The following is a 17667-nucleotide window of genomic DNA, read 5'->3' as shown; positions in this document are numbered from 1 at the left end:
CCTAGGCCGGACGACCGACACCGCCCCACCGGTTTTCCGGGTGCACCGGCGGCTGCCGGCGGGGCGGTGTCGGGTCAGCTCACGGCGTCGGGTCCAGCAGCATCGACGAGCGGATGTCGCTGTTGCCGAAGGTGGCCGGGCAGTCCCGGATGACGTTCGGGCGCGGAGCGGCCGGGTTGGTGTAGAGCGCCGCGCGATAGGCGTCGATCGCCGGGCAGTCGGCGGCGTCGCGGGTGTCGTTCCACACCGCCACCACGCCGGTGCGCGAGGCCGCGGCGTAGACGTAGTCGCCGAGGAACTCGTCGGTCAGGGCGTTGGCCGACGAGCCGCGCGGGTCACCGACCACACCGCGGTGCAGCTCCGCCCAGCCCGCCAGCGCACCGCCCGCCGCGACGTCCGTGTGCCACACCGCCCCGACGAGCCCGCGTGGCGACGTCGTGTCGTTGCGGTAGGGCGTCGTGAACGCGTTGTACACGACGTAGACGTCCGTGCCGTTCGGGGAGATCGCCGGTGCCGAGTAGAACGGCCGGTCGCCCGAGGTGATGGCCAGGGCCGTCGGACCGGTCCACGACGTGCCACCGGTGCGGGACGTCGCGACCATGAGACGCTCGTGGTTCAGGCCGTTCTTGCCGTCGACCCAGGTCATGACGATCTGGTTCGTCGCGCCCGTCCCGGTGGGGGCGCCGTTGGCGATGTCGACGCTGGGCGCGGGCGCCAGGTCGACGCGAGCACCGCCGAGGCCGTCCATGACCGGGCGACCCTGGACCGGGTCGAAGACGCCGGGCTTCACGACGCTGGCGATGAGCCTCGGGCCGGTGAAGTGCACGCCGCCGTCGGTCGAGCGGTACATCATCTCCCAGCTGATGCCCTTCCGGACGCCGACGCCGAAGACGTAGACGACGCCGTGGCTGTCGGTGCGGACCGTGCAACCGTCGGGCTGGCCGCTGATGCCGTTGTTGGTGGCCGGGCCGACCTGCCTCGAGGTCCACGTCACGCCGCCGTCGGTCGACCGCCCGATGATGAGCGGCGTCGGGAGCGCGCGCCCCTTCTCCTGGCTGCGGAAGGAGGCCCAGCACAGGTACGTCGTGCCGAAGTGGGGGCTGCTCGCCGCGTTGTCGGACCAGATCTGCTCCTTGTCCGAGAACGTCGTCGAGGACTGCTTCGACACGAGCACCGGAGCGGACCACGCCGCGTTGTGCCCTGCCGTCGCGCCGGCGATGTCGTCGGTGTGGGAGACCGCGATCGCCTCGAAGCCCTTGAACGTCTGGTCCTGCCTGGTCGCGCCGATGTTCGCCGTCAGGTTGGCGTAGTAGAGGCGCGAGCCGTTGGCCCACGAGAATCGGCCGGATCTGTCAGGACGCGGTCCGAACGCCAGCCCGGGGTCGCCGTCGGAGGAGAGGCCGGCCTCGTAGTACCGGGGCAGCGTCCCGATCGGGCCGACGTGCGTCTGGCACGGTGCCGGGCCGAGGCAGTCGCGGGCCGTCAACCCGGTGTAGGTCGGCTGCGTCCAGGACGCGCCACCGGTCGAGGAGAAGTAGATGCCGGACAGTCCGACACCGGCGGTGAAGGGACACGTGGTGGGGTCGCCCGCGGCACACGACTCGAGGTCGATCTCGTCGTTGGAGCCCGCGGCCACCACCGAGGGCGCGTGCGCGTCGATGGCGACGGCCGGTTCGTTCTGCTTGTTCTGCGAGAAGGGTGTCACCGGGCTGCCGTTCGTCACGAGGACGTCCGACGGCGCGGCGACCGCCACTGCGGCACCCGCGAGGGCGGTGGCCAGGGATGCCAGGGCAGCGGTCACGATGCGTGGTCGACGCATGACTGCTCCGTTCGGTGGTCGGAAAGATGGACGGTCGTCAGCGTCGGCGCCCGATGGCGGCCACCTCCAAGAGTGCTCCCGGCCGGACGTGTCGACAAGACGTCCGAGCGGCGAAGTCCGAGGGGTCAGGTGGTGGCCTCACCCGCCAGCGTCGCGAGGGCCGCGAGGGCCTGGGTGAAGCACTGCTCCGGCGGGGTGACGAGGCCCGCGCCGACCTGGCCCGTGCCCGCGACGCGTCCGGCCATGCCGGTGTTGATCTGCGGCAGGATCCCGGTGCGCGCCACGGCGGCGACGTCGATGCCGGTCGGGGTGCCGCGGAACTCGAGGATCGGGACCTGGAAGGCCTGGTGCTCGCCGACGGTGATCTCGTACATCGTCTGGGTGGCCCGCAGCGCGAACGGCACGTCGCCGCCGACGAACCTGACGATGGCCGGCGCTGCCGCCATGGCGAACCCGCCGATGCCGGCCGTCTCGGTGATCGCGGAGTCGCCGATGTCGGGGTTGGCGTCAGCCGGCCCGTAGGCGCCGAGGAACAGCCCCTCCGGCGTGTTGGCCGGGCCCGTGAACCAGGCGTCGCCCGTGCCGGAGACGCGGATACCGAAGTCGGTCCCGTTGCGTGCCATGGTCGTCACGACGCTCGAGCCCGGGATGCCATGTGCGGCAAGGGTGCTCAACTTGCATGCCGGCATCCCGAGGTTGAGGAAGAAGTGCTCGTTGGCACCGGAGAAGCGCACCACCTCGGCGATGTCGGTCGACGACGCGTCGGCCGTGATCATCGTCGGCAGCAGCTCGCGCAGGAGCATGAGGGAGCCGGCCCGGTTGCGGTTGTGCCCCTCGTCGCCCATCTGGAGCATCTGCGCGATGACCGCCTTCACGTCGACCGGCCCGGAGGCGTCGACCCGGGCGCGCACGGCCTGCCGGAGGATCGGTCCGAGCACCGAGCTCATCCAGTGCAGCCGGTCGATGACCTCGGGCCCGTAGGCGCCGTAGCGCAGCACCTTGCCGAGGCCCTCGTTGAGGGAGCACCACGACGTGTTGCCGTGGACGTCGTCGCGCAGCTCGTAGAGCCACATCGACGGGCTCACGACCCCGGCCATCGGCCCGACGGCGTCGCGGTGGTGGCACGGCTCGAGCGTGATGCCATCGCCCTTTTCGAGCCTGGCCTCCGCCTCCTCCGCGGTGTCGGCCAACCCCTCGAAGAGCATCGCGCCGATGAGCGCACCCCTGAGCGGCCCGGACGCGCGGGCGAACTCGATCGGCGGCCCGGCGTGCAGGAAGGTGCCCGGCTCGAGGCCGAGCGCGTCCGACGCCGTTCGGACGTCGACGAGGTCGGCGCCCGCGGCGACCATGCGGCGCAGCGCCTCGGCGTTGGCGGCGTCGCGACGCGGGTCGGCGAGGACCAGTGCCAGATGACCCTCCGTGCCGGGCATGGGCGGTTGCCACGCCACCTCGGACACCCGGACCGCCTGGGCCCGCAACGACTCGGCGAGCAGCGGGATGCCGGCGGTCGCCACGGTGACGTCGGACTCGAGGAGCCCGCTCAGCGGAGGGGCTCCGTCGACCGAGGCACCCTCCGGCCCGGCTGCTGCGGGAACCCTCGCGCGGTCCGTGGGCGTGGAGGGTGCGGGCGCCTCGCGGCCGAGGAGGCGGACGGCCTCGCGGGCGGCGGCGGCGTTGGACAGCAGGACGGTGGCACCCGCCTCGACGAGCGCCGCGACGGACGCCTCGAGGTCCTGCGGGTCCGACGCGGTGCCGGTCACCGACACGACGACGGGCAGGGTACGTCCGGCCTCCGCCGCGGTGGTGCGTGCGGCCCGCACCGCGTCGGCGAGTTCGGGGGCGGGGTCGGCATGGGCGCCGTGGCCCAGGACGAGGTCGAGCAGCAGGACCCCGCACGTCGGGTCCACGGCCTCCGTGGCGATGCGCTGCAGCCGCAGCGACGGGTCGATCATCGGGTGGGCCCGGCCGCGCGTCAGCGTGTCGTCACCGAAGTCGACGACGACGTGGCCGGGGTCGCGCAGGTCGGGCCCGAGGGCGAGGTCCGGGCGCAGGGGGATGTTGGACCGGATGTCGCCCAGGGACGCAGCGGCCACGAGCATCGCCTCGTCGGCCAGCGTGCCCCCGCAGAACAGGCCGCGCAGCGAGGGCCCGGTGGCCTGCTCGCTCGACGAGGTCCCCTGCCACACCGGCCATCGCGGCAGCACGGGTGGCACGGGTGGCACGGACGAGGCACCACCGGCGGCCGTGACCACGGCCTCGACCGACGCCGTGAGGTCGGCGCGCCCCTGCCCCAGCGTCGCCCAGTGCACCGGCTTGCCCAGACCCGCCGCGAAGGCCTCCAGGTCGGCGAGCACCTCGGGGTCCGGCGGTTTCGAGACGACGACGACGCGGTCGGTGGTCGGGTCCGCGGCCAGCGCGGCGAGCGCCTGGCGCGTCGAGCGGCCGCCCACCGCGGCCGACAGGTCACGGCCGCCGACACCGAGGCAGTGGCTGACGCCGACACCGGCCGCGTCGAGGAGGCACATGACCTGCTGCGCGCCGGTGCCCGATGCCGCGACGAGCCCCACCGGACCGGGCCGCACGACGTTGGCGAAGCCGAGGGCGACTCCACCGACGACCGCGGTGCCGCAGTCCGGACCCATGACGAGCACGCCCGCCTCGGCGGCGGCGTCCTTGAGCCGCACCTCGTCGGCCACCGGCACGTTGTCGGAGAACACCATGACCGAGACACCGGCGCGGACCGCGTCGAAGGCCTCGACCGCCGCGTTCGGCCCGGGGACCGAGACGAGGGCCAGGCCGGCGCCGGAGGCGGTGATGGCACCGCCGAGCGTGCGGCTCGGGGGCGCCTCACCGAACCCGCCGCCACCGGAGGGCACCGGACGGAGCCCGGCCAGGGCCTCGTCGACGGCGACGCGGGCCGCCGCCACGGCCTCGTCGCTGCCGCGGACGGCGACGACGAGGTCGTTGGGCGACGCGTCGGGCACCTCGAAACCCATGGCGCGGATGACCTCGAGGTTGAGGTCGGTGGCCATCGCCACCTGGGCGGCCTCGACACCGGGTGTGGCCGCGACCGTGCGCGACACCTGCATGAGGCTGACGGAGTCGTGGTAGGCGCCGGTCCTCAGCTCGACGTGGTCAGGCACTGCGGGGTCCCTTCTCGGTGTTGGATTCCCGGTGGTCGGCATCGGACCTGCCCTGCGGGACAGGCGGGGCAGCTGCATCGAGGGCGAGCAGCGCTCCGGCGAGGCCGGAGACGAGGTCGTGCCCCGACGAGTGCCCGATGGCGAGGACCGGCGCGAGGCAGTCCGCCACGGCGGCAACGGCCTCCGGCGACGTGGCCTGACCCGCCCCACCCTGCAGGGCCGACACGAGCCGCACGACCTCCGGCACCGCATAGCCGTCACCCGCCGCGACGAGGAGCGCGGCGGACAGGCTCGTCGTGCGACCCAGGTCCTGCCCGACGGCGGTGCGCAGGGCCGACAGGGCGCGCCCGGCGCCGACGCCTCCGTCACGAGGGCCGGTGGCCGACCCGGCGGCCACGAGGGCGAGCAGCGCGCCGCACAGCGCATCGTCCCCGCTCGGCGTCAGCCCGCGGCCCGCGCCGACGAGCCCGCGGACCCCGGCACCGACCGGGCGTCCGGCGAGCGCGTCGGCCACGACCTCGTGGACGAGCTGGCCGAGGACGCCCGGCTCCGGCAGCGACGCGGCCGCCCCGGCACGTGGCATCCCCGGCCGCACGCGCGCGGGCCGGGCGAGCCGGGACGCCACGATCTCGACGTCGGGCAGCAGCACGCGTCCGCCACCCACGAGCACCGCGTCACCCGGCACGACCCCCCACCGCACGCGCCCCGACGGGTCGGCGAGCCTGAGCCCGACGGGCAGGAACAGGGCGTCCGAGGTCAGCACGGCCAGGACCTCCTCGTGCGCGCCGACCCCGACGTAGAGGCAGGTGGGGAAGGCCGCGAGCACCGGGCACGAGCGCACCGCCCGGGCCACCGCGCCGGCCACGAGCGGCGACACCGAGGCGGGCACGAGCACGTCGGACGCGTCCGTCACCGCCACCTCCGACCCATCGCCGAGGCGACCGGGCGACGCGTCCGCAGCCATCGGCCCGCCGACCGCGAGGGCCTGCCGGCGCCGGGCCGCACCGTCACCGGTCGCGAACCTGACCGCGACGCTACCGAGGCTGGGTAGGGTGCGCTCATGGTGAAAGTTGCCAACGATCCGGCCCTGCGCGACGGTGACTTGCCAGCGCCCGCAGGGTCGCGGGTCCCCGGCGACATCGAGGTGTCCGGCATCTCGCTGCGCCTCATCGCCGGCCTCGCGGCCGGCGTCAACGGGACCGTGCACGCCTCCGGGCCCCTGCTCGACGGGTCGGTCGACAGCACGACGCCGTTGCGCGCCGCACTCCAGGCTGCCGCCCTGGGGGACGCGCTGACGCACCAGCTGGTGCTGGCCGACGCCGCCGCTCTCGCCGAGTGGACGACGGCGTCCGCCTCGGCGCACACCCCGACCCCCACCTCCACCGGCGCCTCCGCCCGCAGCTCGACTCCAGGCGTGACCGAGGCCGTGCACGTCCTCGCCGCGGCGGGCGCGGCCGCCCTCGTGCTGTCCGGCGTCGACGCCCCGGCGTCCGTCGCCCTCCACGAAGCCGCCCGACGCGTCGGCCTGGCCGTCATCGACGTGCCGCTCGAGGCGGTCGCGACGTTCACGACCGAGGTGCTGAGCGCGATCCTGGCCCACCAGACCGCAACCCTGCGGCGGCTGGAGGACGCCGACCGCGCCCTCGTCCAGATCGTCCTCGCGGGAGGGTCGCTCACCGACCTCTGCCAGCAGGTCGTCGGGTTCCTCGACGGCGCGGCCATGGTGACCACGACCGACGGACGCGTCATCGCCAGGGCGGGATCGCAGCGCGAGCTCGAGCACGCCGAGTCGCTCGACTGCTTCGACCGCACGGGGCGGCTGCTCACCGAGGCCGAGCCGATGGGTCCCCGGCCGGAGGGCCCCGGCGCCGACCGCGCCGCCGTGCGCATCGTCGCCGGGCACCTCGACCACGGCGTGCTCGTCGCCTTCTGCAGCCACCGGCACCTGACCGCCGACGACGTCCGGCTCCTCGAGCGTGCGGCGACGGTCGCCGCCCTGGCCATCACGAAGGACCAGGCGGTCTCGGCGGTCGAGGGCAAGTACCGCGCCGAGTTCCTCCGCGACGCCCTCGCCGGGCGCGCGGGCAGCCCCGCCGACGCGGTCGCGCACGCGGCCTCGCTCGGGTGGGACATCGACCGGCCGCTCGTCGTCGTCGTCGCCGAGACCGACGAGGACGACGACCGCACGACGCGCGACCCGGAGGAGGTGCGCTTCCTCCAGCAGCGCTTCGCCCGGGCCTGGACCCACGCGGTCGCGGTCCGCGACCCGTGCACCCCGGTCATGGGGTTCAGCCGCGAGGTGGTGACGCTGATGCCGGTGCCGGCCTCGGCCGACACCGACCGCGTCATGCGCCTCGTCGGCGACCTCGTGCGCGTCGTCCGGGGCGACGGCGGTGGCGGGCGCCGCAGCTTCTCCGCCGGCGTCTCACGGCCGATCACGTCGGCGGCCGGCCTGGCCCAGGCCTACGAGGAGGCGCTGTCGGCGGTGACCGTCGGCCGGCAGATGCACGGCGACGGCGCCCTCGCGCACGTCGACGGCCTCGGCATCTACCGGCTGCTCGCGCTCGTGCCCGACGGCACCGACCTGCGGCGGTTCGTCCACGAGTCGCTGCGCGAGCTGGCCACCGACGACTCGGCCGAGAACGCCGGCCTGCGCGAGACGCTCCGCGTGCTGCTCGACACCAACCTCAACGTCGCCGAGACCGCGCGGATCCTCTTCTTCCACTACAACACCCTGCGGTACCGCATCGGCAAGCTCGAGAAAATGCTCGGACCGTTCACCACGGATCCCGACCTGCGCCTCACCCTCGCCCTCGCCCTGAAGATCCACGCGATGCGCGGCATCTGACGACCCGCCCACATCCCCACCGAGCGACGCCACCGCCCGGGGCGTCATCCGGGCCGGGACGTCACGAACTGCCAGACGGGCGCCCCCGGCGTGTATCACCTTTTGACGAACGGGACCGCCCCGCGGCGGAGTAGGTTTCGCCCATCCGCGGGGTCGGACTTCGGTGTCGCGGCCCACTCATCGCGCAGGGCGCGGCAGGACGCGTCAAGAGGAGTCGGCATGGCTTTGGGCTGGAAACTGCACGGCGACGGCAAGACGATGGGTCCCGATGACGTCGTCGCCCCGGACGAGCGGCTCTCGTGGGGCAAGACCGTGGGCCTCGGTGCGCAGCACGTCGTGGCGATGTTCGGCGCGACGTTCGTCTTCCCGCTGATCATGGGCCTCAACGCACAGCTCGCGATCATGATGAGCGGCATCGCGACGATCTGCTTCCTGCTCATCGTCAACGGCAAGGTGCCGAGCTACCTCGGCACGTCGGCCAGCTTCGTCGGCGCCGTGGCGGCCATCCGGGCCCAGGGCGGCACCTCGCAGCAGGTCACCGGCGCCATCCTCGTGGCCGGCGTCGTCCTGGCGATCGTCGGGGTGCTCATCCACTTCCTCGGCTCGTCGGTGCTGCACCGGGTGCTCCCGCCGGTGGTCACCGGTGCGGTCGTCATGCTCATCGGCTTCAACCTCGCTCCGGTGGTCGCCACGGTCTACTGGCCGCAGGACCAGTGGGTGGCCTTGCTCGTCATGGCCTTCACCATCGTCTGCGCGGTGGCCTTCAAGGGCTTCATCTCGCGCATCGCGGTGTTCCTCGCGCTCGTCTTCGGCTACGTCATCTCCTGGCTCTTCGACCGGATCTTCGGTCAGATCACGGCCCCTGACGGCGCCGGGAAGGTCTCGACGCACTTCCGCACGAACTTCGACACCATCGCCAGCTCGCAGTGGTTCGGCCTGCCGCCGACGACCGGTACGCCCGGCCCGGACGGCAAGGCCATGGTCGGCATCCACGCGCCGTCGTTCTCGGTCGCGGCGATCCTCCTCGTCCTGCCGGCCGTTATCGCCCTCATCGCCGAGAACACCGGTCACGTCAAGGCGGTCGCCGAGATGACGAAGACCGACCTCGACCCGTACATGGGCCGGGCCATCGCCGCCGACGGCATCGGCACGGCGATCGCGAGCTCGGTCGGCGGTTCGCCGACCACGACGTACGCCGAGAACATCGGCGTCATGGCGGCGACCCGCGTCTACTCGACGGCGGCGTACTACGTCGCCGCCGCCGTGGCCATCATCTTCGGCCTCTCACCGAAGTTCGGGGCACTCGTGTCCTCGGTCCCCGGTGGCGTCCTCGGCGGCATCACCGTGGTGCTCTACGGCATGATCGGCCTGCTCGGCGCGAAGATCTGGAAGGAGAACGGCGTCGACTTCGGCAACCCGATCAACCTCGTCCCGGTGGCCGCCGGCATCGTCATCGGCATCGGCAACGTCTCGCTGAAGTTCACGGAGAGCTTCACGCTGGGCGGCATCGCGCTCGGCACCATCGTCGCCGTGGTCGCCTTCCACGTCGCGCGTGCCATGGCGCCGGCCGACCTGCGGGCCAGGGCGGACGAACCGGGCGGGACGATGATCTCCCTCGGCGAGCGCGAGGGTGACTACGGCGACGCCGACGGCGTCGACGACCTCTACCAGGACGCGCCGGACCGCCCCGACCGTCGACGCTGAGGCGTCCCGCCGCTCGGCAGGACCCGCGTGGCCCCCGACGTCGTCGGGGGCCACTCCCCTTCCCGGCACGAGCGGCCCCCTGGATGCGCCCCACGCACGTCCTTCGGCAGAACGTGCCAAAACCGGCGGCGCACCGAGGCACCGCGAATCTCTGGCCCCACCCGTCGTCGAGAGGCAGGATCGGTTCGGTGAAGCCCGCACCCTTCGTGCACCACGCACCGCGCACCGTCGACGAGGCCGTCGCCGTGCTCGCGCGGGTCGGCCACGACGGCAAGGTCCTCGCCGGCGGGCAGAGCCTCGTGCCTCTGCTCAACATGCGCCTCGCCTCCCCCGCACACCTCGTCGACGTCAACGGCGTCGAGGGGCTGGACGGCATCGAGGTGCTGCCGGAGGCCGTCCGCGTCGGTGCGCTGGTGCGCCACCGCGGCCTCGAGCGGTCCACCGCGGCAGCAGCCGTGCTGCCGCTGCTGCGCCAGGCGGTCGTCAACGTCGCCCACCCGGCCATCCGCAACCGCGGGACCACGGTCGGCTCTCTCGCGCACGCCGACCCGGCCGGCGAGATGCCCTCGGTGCTGGCCCTGACCGACGGCGTCATCGAGGTGGTCGGACCGGGCGGGACGCGCGAGATCGCCTGGGACTCCTTCTTCCTCGGCCCGCTCGAGACCTCCCTCGCGCACGACGAGCTCGCCGTCGCAGCGCGGTTCGGGCGGCTCCCCGAGGGGACGCGCACCGCGTTCGCCGAGTCGGCACGACGGCACGGCGACTACGCCGTGGCCGGCGTCGGTGTCGCGGTGACGCTGACGGACGGCACCGTCGCGTCGGCGCGCGCGTCGTTCGTCTCGGTGACACCGGTCCCGTCGGTCCTCGACCTCTCGGAGGTCATCGGTGGGCTCGAGCCCGGTACCGACGCGTGGGCGGCCGGCCTCGAGGCGTCCGCCGAGGCTGTCCGCCAGCACGTCGACCCCGACGGCGACATCCACGCCACCGCCGAGTACCGGCGGATGCTCGCGGCCGAGCTGACCCGCCGCACCCTGACCACCGCCGTGAGCGAGGAGACCGGCCGATGACCGATCCCACCAGCGCGTCCGCGGGTGAGCGGCTGCACGACGTCACGGTCGTGGTCAACGGGGTGCGACGCACGGCGTCGGTGCCGGCGCGACGCCTCCTGTCCGACTTCCTTCGGCACGACCTTCGCCTGACCGGCACGCACGTCGGCTGCGAGCACGGCGTGTGCGGCGCCTGCACCGTGCTCGTCGACGGCGAACCGATGCGCTCGTGCCTGATGTTCGCCGTCACCGCGCAGGCCCACGCGGTGACCACGGTCGAGGGCCTGTGCGAGGCCCCCGACGCCCGACCCGCCCCCACCGGGGAGCCGATGAACCCGGTGCAGCAGGCCTTCGCCGAGTGCCACGGCCTGCAGTGCGGGTTCTGCACGCCCGGCTTCCTGACGACCATCACCGCGTACCTCGAGGAGAACCCCGCGCCGACGAGCGAGCAGGCGCGAGAGGCGATCTCGGGCAACCTGTGTCGCTGCACCGGCTACCAGAACATCGTCAGGAGCGTGCTTCGGGCCGCCGAGATCAAGGCCGAGCGCACCGCGGAGGACGCGGCCCGGCCGGACGCCGAGGGGGTCGCACACACATGACGACGCAGATGTTCGGGGCCCCGGTGCGCCGCAAGGAGGACCCGCGCCTCCTCACCGGTGGCGGCCGCTACCTCGACGACCTGGGCCACGACGCCCTCGCGGCGGCGTTCGTCCGCAGCCCCTACGCCCACGCGCGGGTGCTCGACGTCGACGCGTCGGACGCCGTCGACATCGACGGCGTCGTCGGCATCTACACGTGGGAGGACCTGCCCGGCCGGGTCGCCGAGCCGCTGCCGCTGCTCATCCCGCATCCGACGCTGACCCATGGGCGCACCGGTCATGCGCTCGCCCGCGACGAGGTCAACCACGTCGGCGAGCCGGTCGTCATGGTCGTGGCCACCGACCGGTACGTCGCCGAGGACGCGTGCGCACGCATCCGGGTCGGCTACGAGCAGCGTCCGGCCGTCGTCGGCATCGAGAACGCCCGCGACGGCGACCTGCTCGTGCACGACGACGTGCCCGGCAACGTGGCCGCGAACATGCTGCAGACCGTGGGCGACGTCGACGCGGCCATGGCGGTGGCGCCCCACCGGCTGACCCTCGACCTCGAGATCGAGCGCAGCGCGTGCACGCCGATGGAGGGCAAGGGCGTCTACGCGCGCTGGGACGACGAGAAGGGCGAGCTGCGGATGTACTCCTCGACCCAGACGTCGACCGGTGTGCGCGCCGCGGTGGCCGCCAAGCTCGACCTGCCCCTGGCCAAGGTCGAGTGCATCGCGCCCGACGTGGGCGGCGGGTTCGGCGTCAAGATCGTCCACCCCTGGCCCGAGGAGGTCCTCGTCCCCTGGGCCGCGCGGCTGCTGAACCGGCCGGTCAAGTGGACCGAGGACCGCCGCGAGCACTTCGTCGGGGCGGCGCACGAGCGCGGCCAGGTGCAGCGCGTCGAGGTCGGGTTCGACGACGCCGGAACGCTGCTCGCCCTCGACGTCAAGATCTGGCACGACAACGGCGCCTACACCCCGTACGGGATCATCGTCCCGATCATCACCTCCACCCAGCTGCTCGGGCCCTACAAGCCCGGCGCCTACCGCGTCGAGTTCTGGTCGCTCTACACCAACACCGTGATGGTCACGCCGTACCGCGGGGCGGGGCGCCCGCAGGGCTGCTTCGCGATGGAGCGCACGATGGATGCCATCGCCGACGAGCTCGGTCTCGACCGCGCGGAGGTGCGCTCGCGCAACTTCATCCTCCCCGAGGAGATGCCCTACGACCACGGCCTGCTCTTCCAGGACGGCCGGCCGCTCAAGTACGACTCCGGCGACTTCCCGGCGAGCCTGGCCGCGCTCAAGGCTCTCGTCGGCTGGGACGACTTCGCCGGCTACCGCGCCCGGGCGCAGGCCGAGGGCCGCACGGTCGGTCTGGGGATCGGTTGCTACGTCGAGGGAACCGGTGTCGGCCCCTACGAGGGCGGCCACATCCAGATCGAGACCAGCGGGCGGGTCAACGTCTCCACCGGCCTGACGTCGCAGGGGCAGGGCCACGAGACCGTCTTCGCGCAGATCGTCGCCGAGGAGCTCGGCGTGCGCCTCGAGGACGTCCACGTCACCACCGGTGACACCCGCCGGATGGCCTACGCGGTCGGCACGTTCGCCTCGCGCGCAGCCGTCATGAGCGGCAGCGCCATCGCCCTGGCCGCCCGCAACGTCCGCGCCAAGGCGCTGCGCATCGCGGCCGACGCGCTCGAGGTGTCGCCCGACGACCTCGAGATCGTCGAGGGCACCGTCCGGGTCAAGGGCGCGCCGGGCACGTCGATGTCGCTCGGCACCGTGTCCGTGCTGTCGAACCCGCTGCGCTACGCCTTCGACGAGGCGGCCAAGGCGGCGACCCAGTTCGCCGGCACCTTCGACCCCGACAAGCCGCCGGTCGCCGAGGACGACGAGCCCGGCCTCGAGGGCAAGGACTTCTACTCCCCGACGCAGGCGACGTTCGCCAACGGCATGCACGCGGCCGTCGTCGAGACCGACCCGGTCACCGCCGAGATCCGCATCCTGCGGTACTGCGTCGTCCACGACTGCGGCACGATGATCAACCCGATGATCGTCGAGGGCCAGGTGCACGGCGGCGTCGCGCAGGGTGTCGGCGGCGCGCTCTACGAGCGGATGGTCTACGACGAGTCGGGGCAGCTGCTCAACGCCTCCTTCATGGACTTCCTCGTCCCGTACGCGTCCGAGGTCCCGACCATCGAGACCGACCACCTCGAGACGCCCTCACCGCTCAACCCGCTCGGCCTCAAGGGTGCCGGAGAGGCGGGCTGCATCCCGGTCTCCGCCGTCATCGCCTCGGCCGTCGAGGACGCCGAGGGCTTCCCGATCCGCCGGATGCCGCTGTCCCCCAACGACCTCTGGGAGCTGCGCCGCCGGCACGCCGCCGGCGACCTCGCCTCCCTGCACCGTACGAGCCGCACCGTCACCGACGCCGGCGCGCCCGCCGCCAAGGAGCCGAACGCATGAAGATCTCCGGAGCCGCGACCCTCGCCGCGCCACCGCAGCAGGTGTGGGACGCCTTCCACGACCCGGCGGTCCTCGCCCGGTGCCTGCCCGGCTGCGACCGCCTCGTCGAGCTCGGTCCCGACCGCTACGCCATGACCGTCACGGCCGGCGTCGCCGCCATCCGCGGGACGTACGACGGCGAGGTCTGCCTCGACGACCCGGCCGCGCCCGACTCGTTCACGCTGCGCGCCAAGGGGGCCGGAGCCCCGGGCACCGTCGACGCCGACGTCGTCGTGCGTCTGGCTGCCTCGAGCACGGGCGGCACCGACCTCACCTACGACGCCGACGCGTCCGTCGGTGGCCCGATCGGCGGCGTCGGGCAGCGGATGCTCGCCGGCGTCGCCAAGAAGATGGCCGGCCAGTTCTTCAGCGCGGTCGACGCCGACCTGGCCGGTGGTCACTCGTCCGCCGCCGAGGCGTCTGCCCCGGCTGGGGCGCCGGCGGCCCCGTCTCCCTCCCGGGTCATGGGCAGCCAGGAGTCGTCGGCCGCCGCTCGCACGAGCGGCACCGGGGCCGTGTACGCGGGGCGGCCTGCGGCGTCCGGCGCACCCACGCGGAGGGCACCGAGCCGCGAGTTCGCGCTCGGCGCTCTGGCAGGGGGCGCGATCGCCATCGTCGGGGTCGTCGTGGGCTGGGCCATCGGGAGAGGATGAGACATGCGCGCGTTCACCGCGGCGGCCGTGCAGGTCGCCCCCGTCCCGGCACCGCTCCGCGCCGACACGATCCGCGCGAACGTCGAACACTGCGTCGAGATGACCCGACGGTGCGTCGAGGCCACCGGCGCCGAGCTCGTCGTGCTGCCCGAGACCGCCACCACGGGGTTCACCCCGGGCTGCTCGAAGGAGGAGCTGTGGGACCTCGTCGCCGAGATCCCCGGCCCCTTGACCGAGCCCGTCCAGGCCGTGGCCCGCGAGCTCGGGGCGCACGTGTGCCTCGGCACCTACGAGCGGGGCCGGGAGCGGGGCGTCGTCCACAACTCGTCGGTGCTCATCAACCCGGCCGGCGAGGTGCTCGGGGTCTACCGCAAGACGCACCCGTTCTGCTCCGAGATCGTCAGCGGCGGCGGCTGGGTGACGCCCGGCGACACCGTCACCGTCTGCGACACCGACCTCGGGCGCATCGGCATGATCATCTGCTTCGACGGCGACTACCCCGAGCTCTCGCGGATCCAGGCGGTGCAGGGGGCGGAGGTGATCTGCCGCCCGTCCGCCCTGCTGCGCTCAGCCGACATCTGGGACCTCACGTCGCGGGCCCGTGCCTACGACAACCACGTCTACGTCATCGGCGCCAACGCCGTCGGCACGGACCCGGCGGGCGTCCTCTACTTCGGCAACAGCCACGTCGTGACGCCGGTGGGCCACATCGTGGCCAAGGCCGCGACCCAGGAGGGCTGGGTGACCGCCCGCCTCGACCCGGCCGAGGCCCTCGCGTCGCTGACGCCGGGGTCGAACGTCGGGCAGTCCTTCGACCACCTGCGCGACCGCAACCTCGACCTGATCCGCAACCATCGCGACGACCTCGAGCGGCCGGCGGCGACGTCGTTCCCGCACGCCCCGATCCACCGCGGCGAGGCCGGCTGACGGCAGCGGTCCTCCCTGCGGTGGACCGGTGGCGCGGGTCCTGCCGGGTCCGCCACGGACCGCTGTCGAGGGTTGCCGCCGGCACACCCTCCTGTTGGCAGCATGTGCCGAGGCCCTCACCCCCACCCCCCCGGTTGAATCCTGACCATGGCAGCAGGCACCCCCGAGTCCACGGTCTCCACGGTCTCCACGGCGCCCGGGCGACGCATCCGCATCGGCATCGACACGGGTGGGACCTTCACCGACGTCGTCGCCCTCGACGAGGACTCCGGCGAGGTCGTCACGACGAAGACACCCTCGACGCCGAGCGACCCGGCCGACGGGTTCATCACGGGTGTGCACAAGGTCCTCGGCCTGCTCGGTGCGACGGGGGCCGACGTCACGGCGGTCAGCCACGGCACGACGGTCGCCACCAACCAGCTGCTCGAGGGAAAGGTCGAGCGGCTCGGGTTCATCACCACCGAGGGCTACGAGTTCGTCCTGGAGATCGCGCGCCAGGCGGTTCCGGACGGGTACGGCAACTCCTACTTCTGGGTCAAGCCGCCGCGCATCGTCCCGGTCGACCTCGTGCGCACCGTGGGTGGCCGGATGAGCTTCGAGGGCAAGGAGATCCGGCCGTTCGACGAGCAGTCGGCCGTCCGTGCCGCACGGTTCTTCCGGGACCGCGGCATCTCGACCGTCGGCGTCTGCCTCCTGCACGCCTACGCCAACGACGACCACGAGCGCCGCATGCGCGACGTGCTCGCCGCCGAGCACCCCGACGCGGTGGTGTCGATCTCGAGCGAGGTCCTGCGCGAGTACCGCGAGTACGAGCGGTCGATGACGACGCTCGTCGACGCCGCGGTCAAGCCGCGGGTGTCGCGCTACGTCACGAACATCCACCGCCGCCTCGACGAGTTCACCGGCGCGGCCGGCCCCGACGGACCGGCCCGCGAGCGGATCCCCTTCTACATCATGAAGTCCAACGGCGGCGTGCTGTCGGCCGACGAGGTCGTCAACCAGCCGATCACGACCGTCCTGTCCGGCCCGGCGGCCGGCGCGCTCGGCGCGGGTCTCATCGCGAGCCGTGCCGGGTACGGCAAGGTGCTCACCTGCGACGGCGGCGGTACCTCGACCGACGTGTCGGTCGTCCTCGACGGCGAACCGGCCCTGACGACAGAGGGATCGGTGGGCGCGTACCCGAGCAAGATCCCGATGATCGACGTCGTCACGGTCGGCGCGGGCGGCGGCTCCATCGCGTGGGTCAGTCCCGAGGGCTCGCTCAAGGTCGGACCGCAGTCGGCCGGCGCCGACCCCGGACCGCTGTGCTACGCCAAGGGCGGCACCGAGCCGACGATCACCGACGCGCACGTCGTCCTCGGACGCATCCCGCCGCACCTGCTCGGCGGGGAGATCCCCCTGGACGTCGACGCCGCCCGGACCGGCCTCGAGGCCCTCGCCGAGCGCCTCGGGCTCGACGCCGACCGCTGCGCCACGGGCATCCTCGAGATCTCGGCGTGGAACCAGGCCAACGCGCTGCGGCAGGTCAGCGTCAAGCGCGGCCTCGACGTGCGCGACTTCATGCTCGCGACGTTCGGCGGGTCCGGCTCGCTGCTCGCCTGCCGCCTCGTCGACATCCTCGACCTCGCCGGCGTCGTCGTGCCGCAGAACCCCGGCAACGTGTCGGCGTTCGGGCTGCTCACCGTCGACGTGAGGAACGACTACGTCCAGACCTCGGTCGCCCGCCACGACGCCCTCGACCTCGCCGCCGTCCGCGGGACGTTCGACGAGCTCACCGCCCGGGCCGCGTCGGCGCTCGACGCAGAGGGCTTCGACCGAGCCGACCACAGGTACGCCCGCACCGTCGACCTGCGCTACTTCGGGCAGGCCTTCGAGGTGCGCGTCCCCGCCCCCGAGGGCGACGTGACCGCGGAGTGGGCCGACGCCGTCGCCGACGCCTTCCATGCCGGGCACCGCGCCCTCTACGGCTACGACTTCCGCGCGGACCCCCGCCAGCGCGTCGAGTGGGTCAACCTCCGCGTCACCGGCATCGGGCCCATCACCCGTCCAGAGCTGCGCGAGATCGGCTCCGCTGCAAGCGAACCGGCTGCCCTCGAGGTCCGGGCACGCACCGGGTCGCGTCCGGTGTGCTTCGACGCCGACGCCGGCTATGTGCTGACCGACGTGTGGTGGCGCCCCGACCTGCGGGCCGGTGACGTGCTCCGCGGACCCGCCGTCGTCGAGGAGTTCGGCTCGACCGTGCCCGTGCACCCGGGGTTCGCCGTCCGTGTGGACGCGTTCGGCAACCTCGTCATGACCAAGGAGGCCTGACATGTGCTTCTCCTGCCAGACCGTTCGGACCCCGCTCGCCCCCGCCGACGCCGCCGTCGGCGGCCGCTCCCCCTCCGGTTCCTGTCTCTTATACACATCTCCGAGCCCACGAGAAGGAACTACATCTGG

Annotated in this window: 11 protein-coding genes; 8 read left to right on the top strand and 3 right to left on the bottom strand. The window is 73.2% G+C overall.

The window, feature by feature from the left end; genetic code table 11:
* Positions 1–79 precede the first annotated feature (79 nt).
* The 3 genes from ACR9ZK_RS01790 to ACR9ZK_RS01780 all read right to left on the bottom strand — a co-directional run bounded on the left by ACR9ZK_RS01790 (position 80) and on the right by ACR9ZK_RS01780 (position 5875).
* Positions 80–1819: a sialidase family protein gene (locus ACR9ZK_RS01790; protein ID WP_481339453.1), complete on the bottom strand. Its 1740-nt coding sequence runs from the start codon at positions 1817–1819 to the stop codon at positions 80–82.
* Positions 1820–1944: 125 nt separating this feature from the next.
* A complete protein-coding gene (locus ACR9ZK_RS01785; protein ID WP_481339450.1) occupies positions 1945–4962 on the bottom strand; it encodes a bifunctional FdrA/YlbE family protein in 3018 nt (1005 codons plus the stop codon).
* On the bottom strand, positions 4955–5875 hold the full coding sequence (locus tag ACR9ZK_RS01780) for an oxamate carbamoyltransferase subunit AllH family protein (protein WP_481339447.1): 921 nt from the start codon (positions 5873–5875) through the stop codon (positions 4955–4957). Before ACR9ZK_RS01780 ends, ACR9ZK_RS01785 begins: the two co-directional genes overlap by 8 nt.
* 147 nt (positions 5876–6022) lie before the next feature.
* On the opposite strand from ACR9ZK_RS01780, the gene ACR9ZK_RS01775 reads away from it, so the two are divergent.
* The 8 genes from ACR9ZK_RS01775 to ACR9ZK_RS01740 all read left to right on the top strand — a co-directional run bounded on the left by ACR9ZK_RS01775 (position 6023) and on the right by ACR9ZK_RS01740 (position 17538).
* Positions 6023–7810, top strand: a complete 1788-nt coding sequence (locus tag ACR9ZK_RS01775; RefSeq protein WP_481339445.1) for a helix-turn-helix domain-containing protein — start codon at positions 6023–6025, stop codon at positions 7808–7810.
* A 219-nt stretch (positions 7811–8029) separates the two neighbouring features.
* Positions 8030–9514, top strand: a complete 1485-nt coding sequence (locus ACR9ZK_RS01770; protein ID WP_481339443.1) for a uracil-xanthine permease family protein — start codon at positions 8030–8032, stop codon at positions 9512–9514.
* 188 nt (positions 9515–9702) lie between these two features.
* Positions 9703–10581, top strand: coding sequence for an FAD binding domain-containing protein (locus tag ACR9ZK_RS01765; protein WP_481339441.1), 879 nt, complete (start codon positions 9703–9705; stop codon positions 10579–10581).
* The gene (locus ACR9ZK_RS01760; protein WP_481339439.1) at positions 10578–11159 is read left to right on the top strand and encodes a (2Fe-2S)-binding protein; all 582 of its coding nucleotides are present in this window, start codon (positions 10578–10580) and stop codon (positions 11157–11159) included. The genes ACR9ZK_RS01765 and ACR9ZK_RS01760 overlap by 4 nt, the downstream gene beginning before the upstream one ends.
* Entirely contained in the window at positions 11156–13609 is a 2454-nt protein-coding gene (cutA, locus tag ACR9ZK_RS01755) for an aerobic carbon-monoxide dehydrogenase large subunit (RefSeq protein ID WP_481339436.1), read from the top strand. The genes ACR9ZK_RS01760 and cutA overlap by 4 nt, the downstream gene beginning before the upstream one ends.
* Complete coding sequence (locus tag ACR9ZK_RS01750; RefSeq protein ID WP_481339433.1) at positions 13606–14301, top strand: SRPBCC family protein; 696 nt, start codon at positions 13606–13608, stop codon at positions 14299–14301. Before cutA ends, ACR9ZK_RS01750 begins: the two co-directional genes overlap by 4 nt.
* A 3-nt stretch (positions 14302–14304) precedes the next feature.
* Entirely contained in the window at positions 14305–15228 is a 924-nt protein-coding gene (locus tag ACR9ZK_RS01745; protein ID WP_481339430.1) for a carbon-nitrogen hydrolase family protein, read from the top strand.
* Positions 15229–15375: 147 nt separating this feature from the next.
* Positions 15376–17538 carry a hydantoinase/oxoprolinase family protein gene (locus ACR9ZK_RS01740; RefSeq protein WP_481339426.1) on the top strand — a complete coding sequence of 721 codons (2163 nt, stop codon included), beginning with the start codon at positions 15376–15378 and terminating at the stop codon, positions 17536–17538.
* Positions 17539–17667: the final 129 nt, after the last annotated feature.

This window comes from Monashia sp. HAY1-5C (assembly GCF_056755255.1).
The sequence above is the reverse complement of the archived record's forward strand: the minus strand, read 5'-3'. Positions and strand labels throughout refer to the sequence as shown.

Excerpts from the sequence above, each read along its gene's own strand:
- cutA (WP_481339436.1), top strand. The coding sequence starts at position 11,156 with ATGACGACGCAGATGTTCGGGGCCCCGGTGCGCCGCAAGGAGGACCCG.
- ACR9ZK_RS01760 (WP_481339439.1), top strand. The coding sequence starts at position 10,578 with ATGACCGATCCCACCAGCGCGTCCGCGGGTGAGCGGCTGCACGACGTC.
- ACR9ZK_RS01790 (WP_481339453.1), bottom strand. The coding sequence starts at position 1,819 with ATGCGTCGACCACGCATCGTGACCGCTGCCCTGGCATCCCTGGCCACC.
- ACR9ZK_RS01740 (WP_481339426.1), top strand. The coding sequence starts at position 15,376 with ATGGCAGCAGGCACCCCCGAGTCCACGGTCTCCACGGTCTCCACGGCG.
- ACR9ZK_RS01770 (WP_481339443.1), top strand. The coding sequence starts at position 8,030 with ATGGCTTTGGGCTGGAAACTGCACGGCGACGGCAAGACGATGGGTCCC.
- ACR9ZK_RS01745 (WP_481339430.1), top strand. The coding sequence starts at position 14,305 with ATGCGCGCGTTCACCGCGGCGGCCGTGCAGGTCGCCCCCGTCCCGGCA.
- ACR9ZK_RS01750 (WP_481339433.1), top strand. The coding sequence starts at position 13,606 with ATGAAGATCTCCGGAGCCGCGACCCTCGCCGCGCCACCGCAGCAGGTG.
- ACR9ZK_RS01775 (WP_481339445.1), top strand. The coding sequence starts at position 6,023 with ATGGTGAAAGTTGCCAACGATCCGGCCCTGCGCGACGGTGACTTGCCA.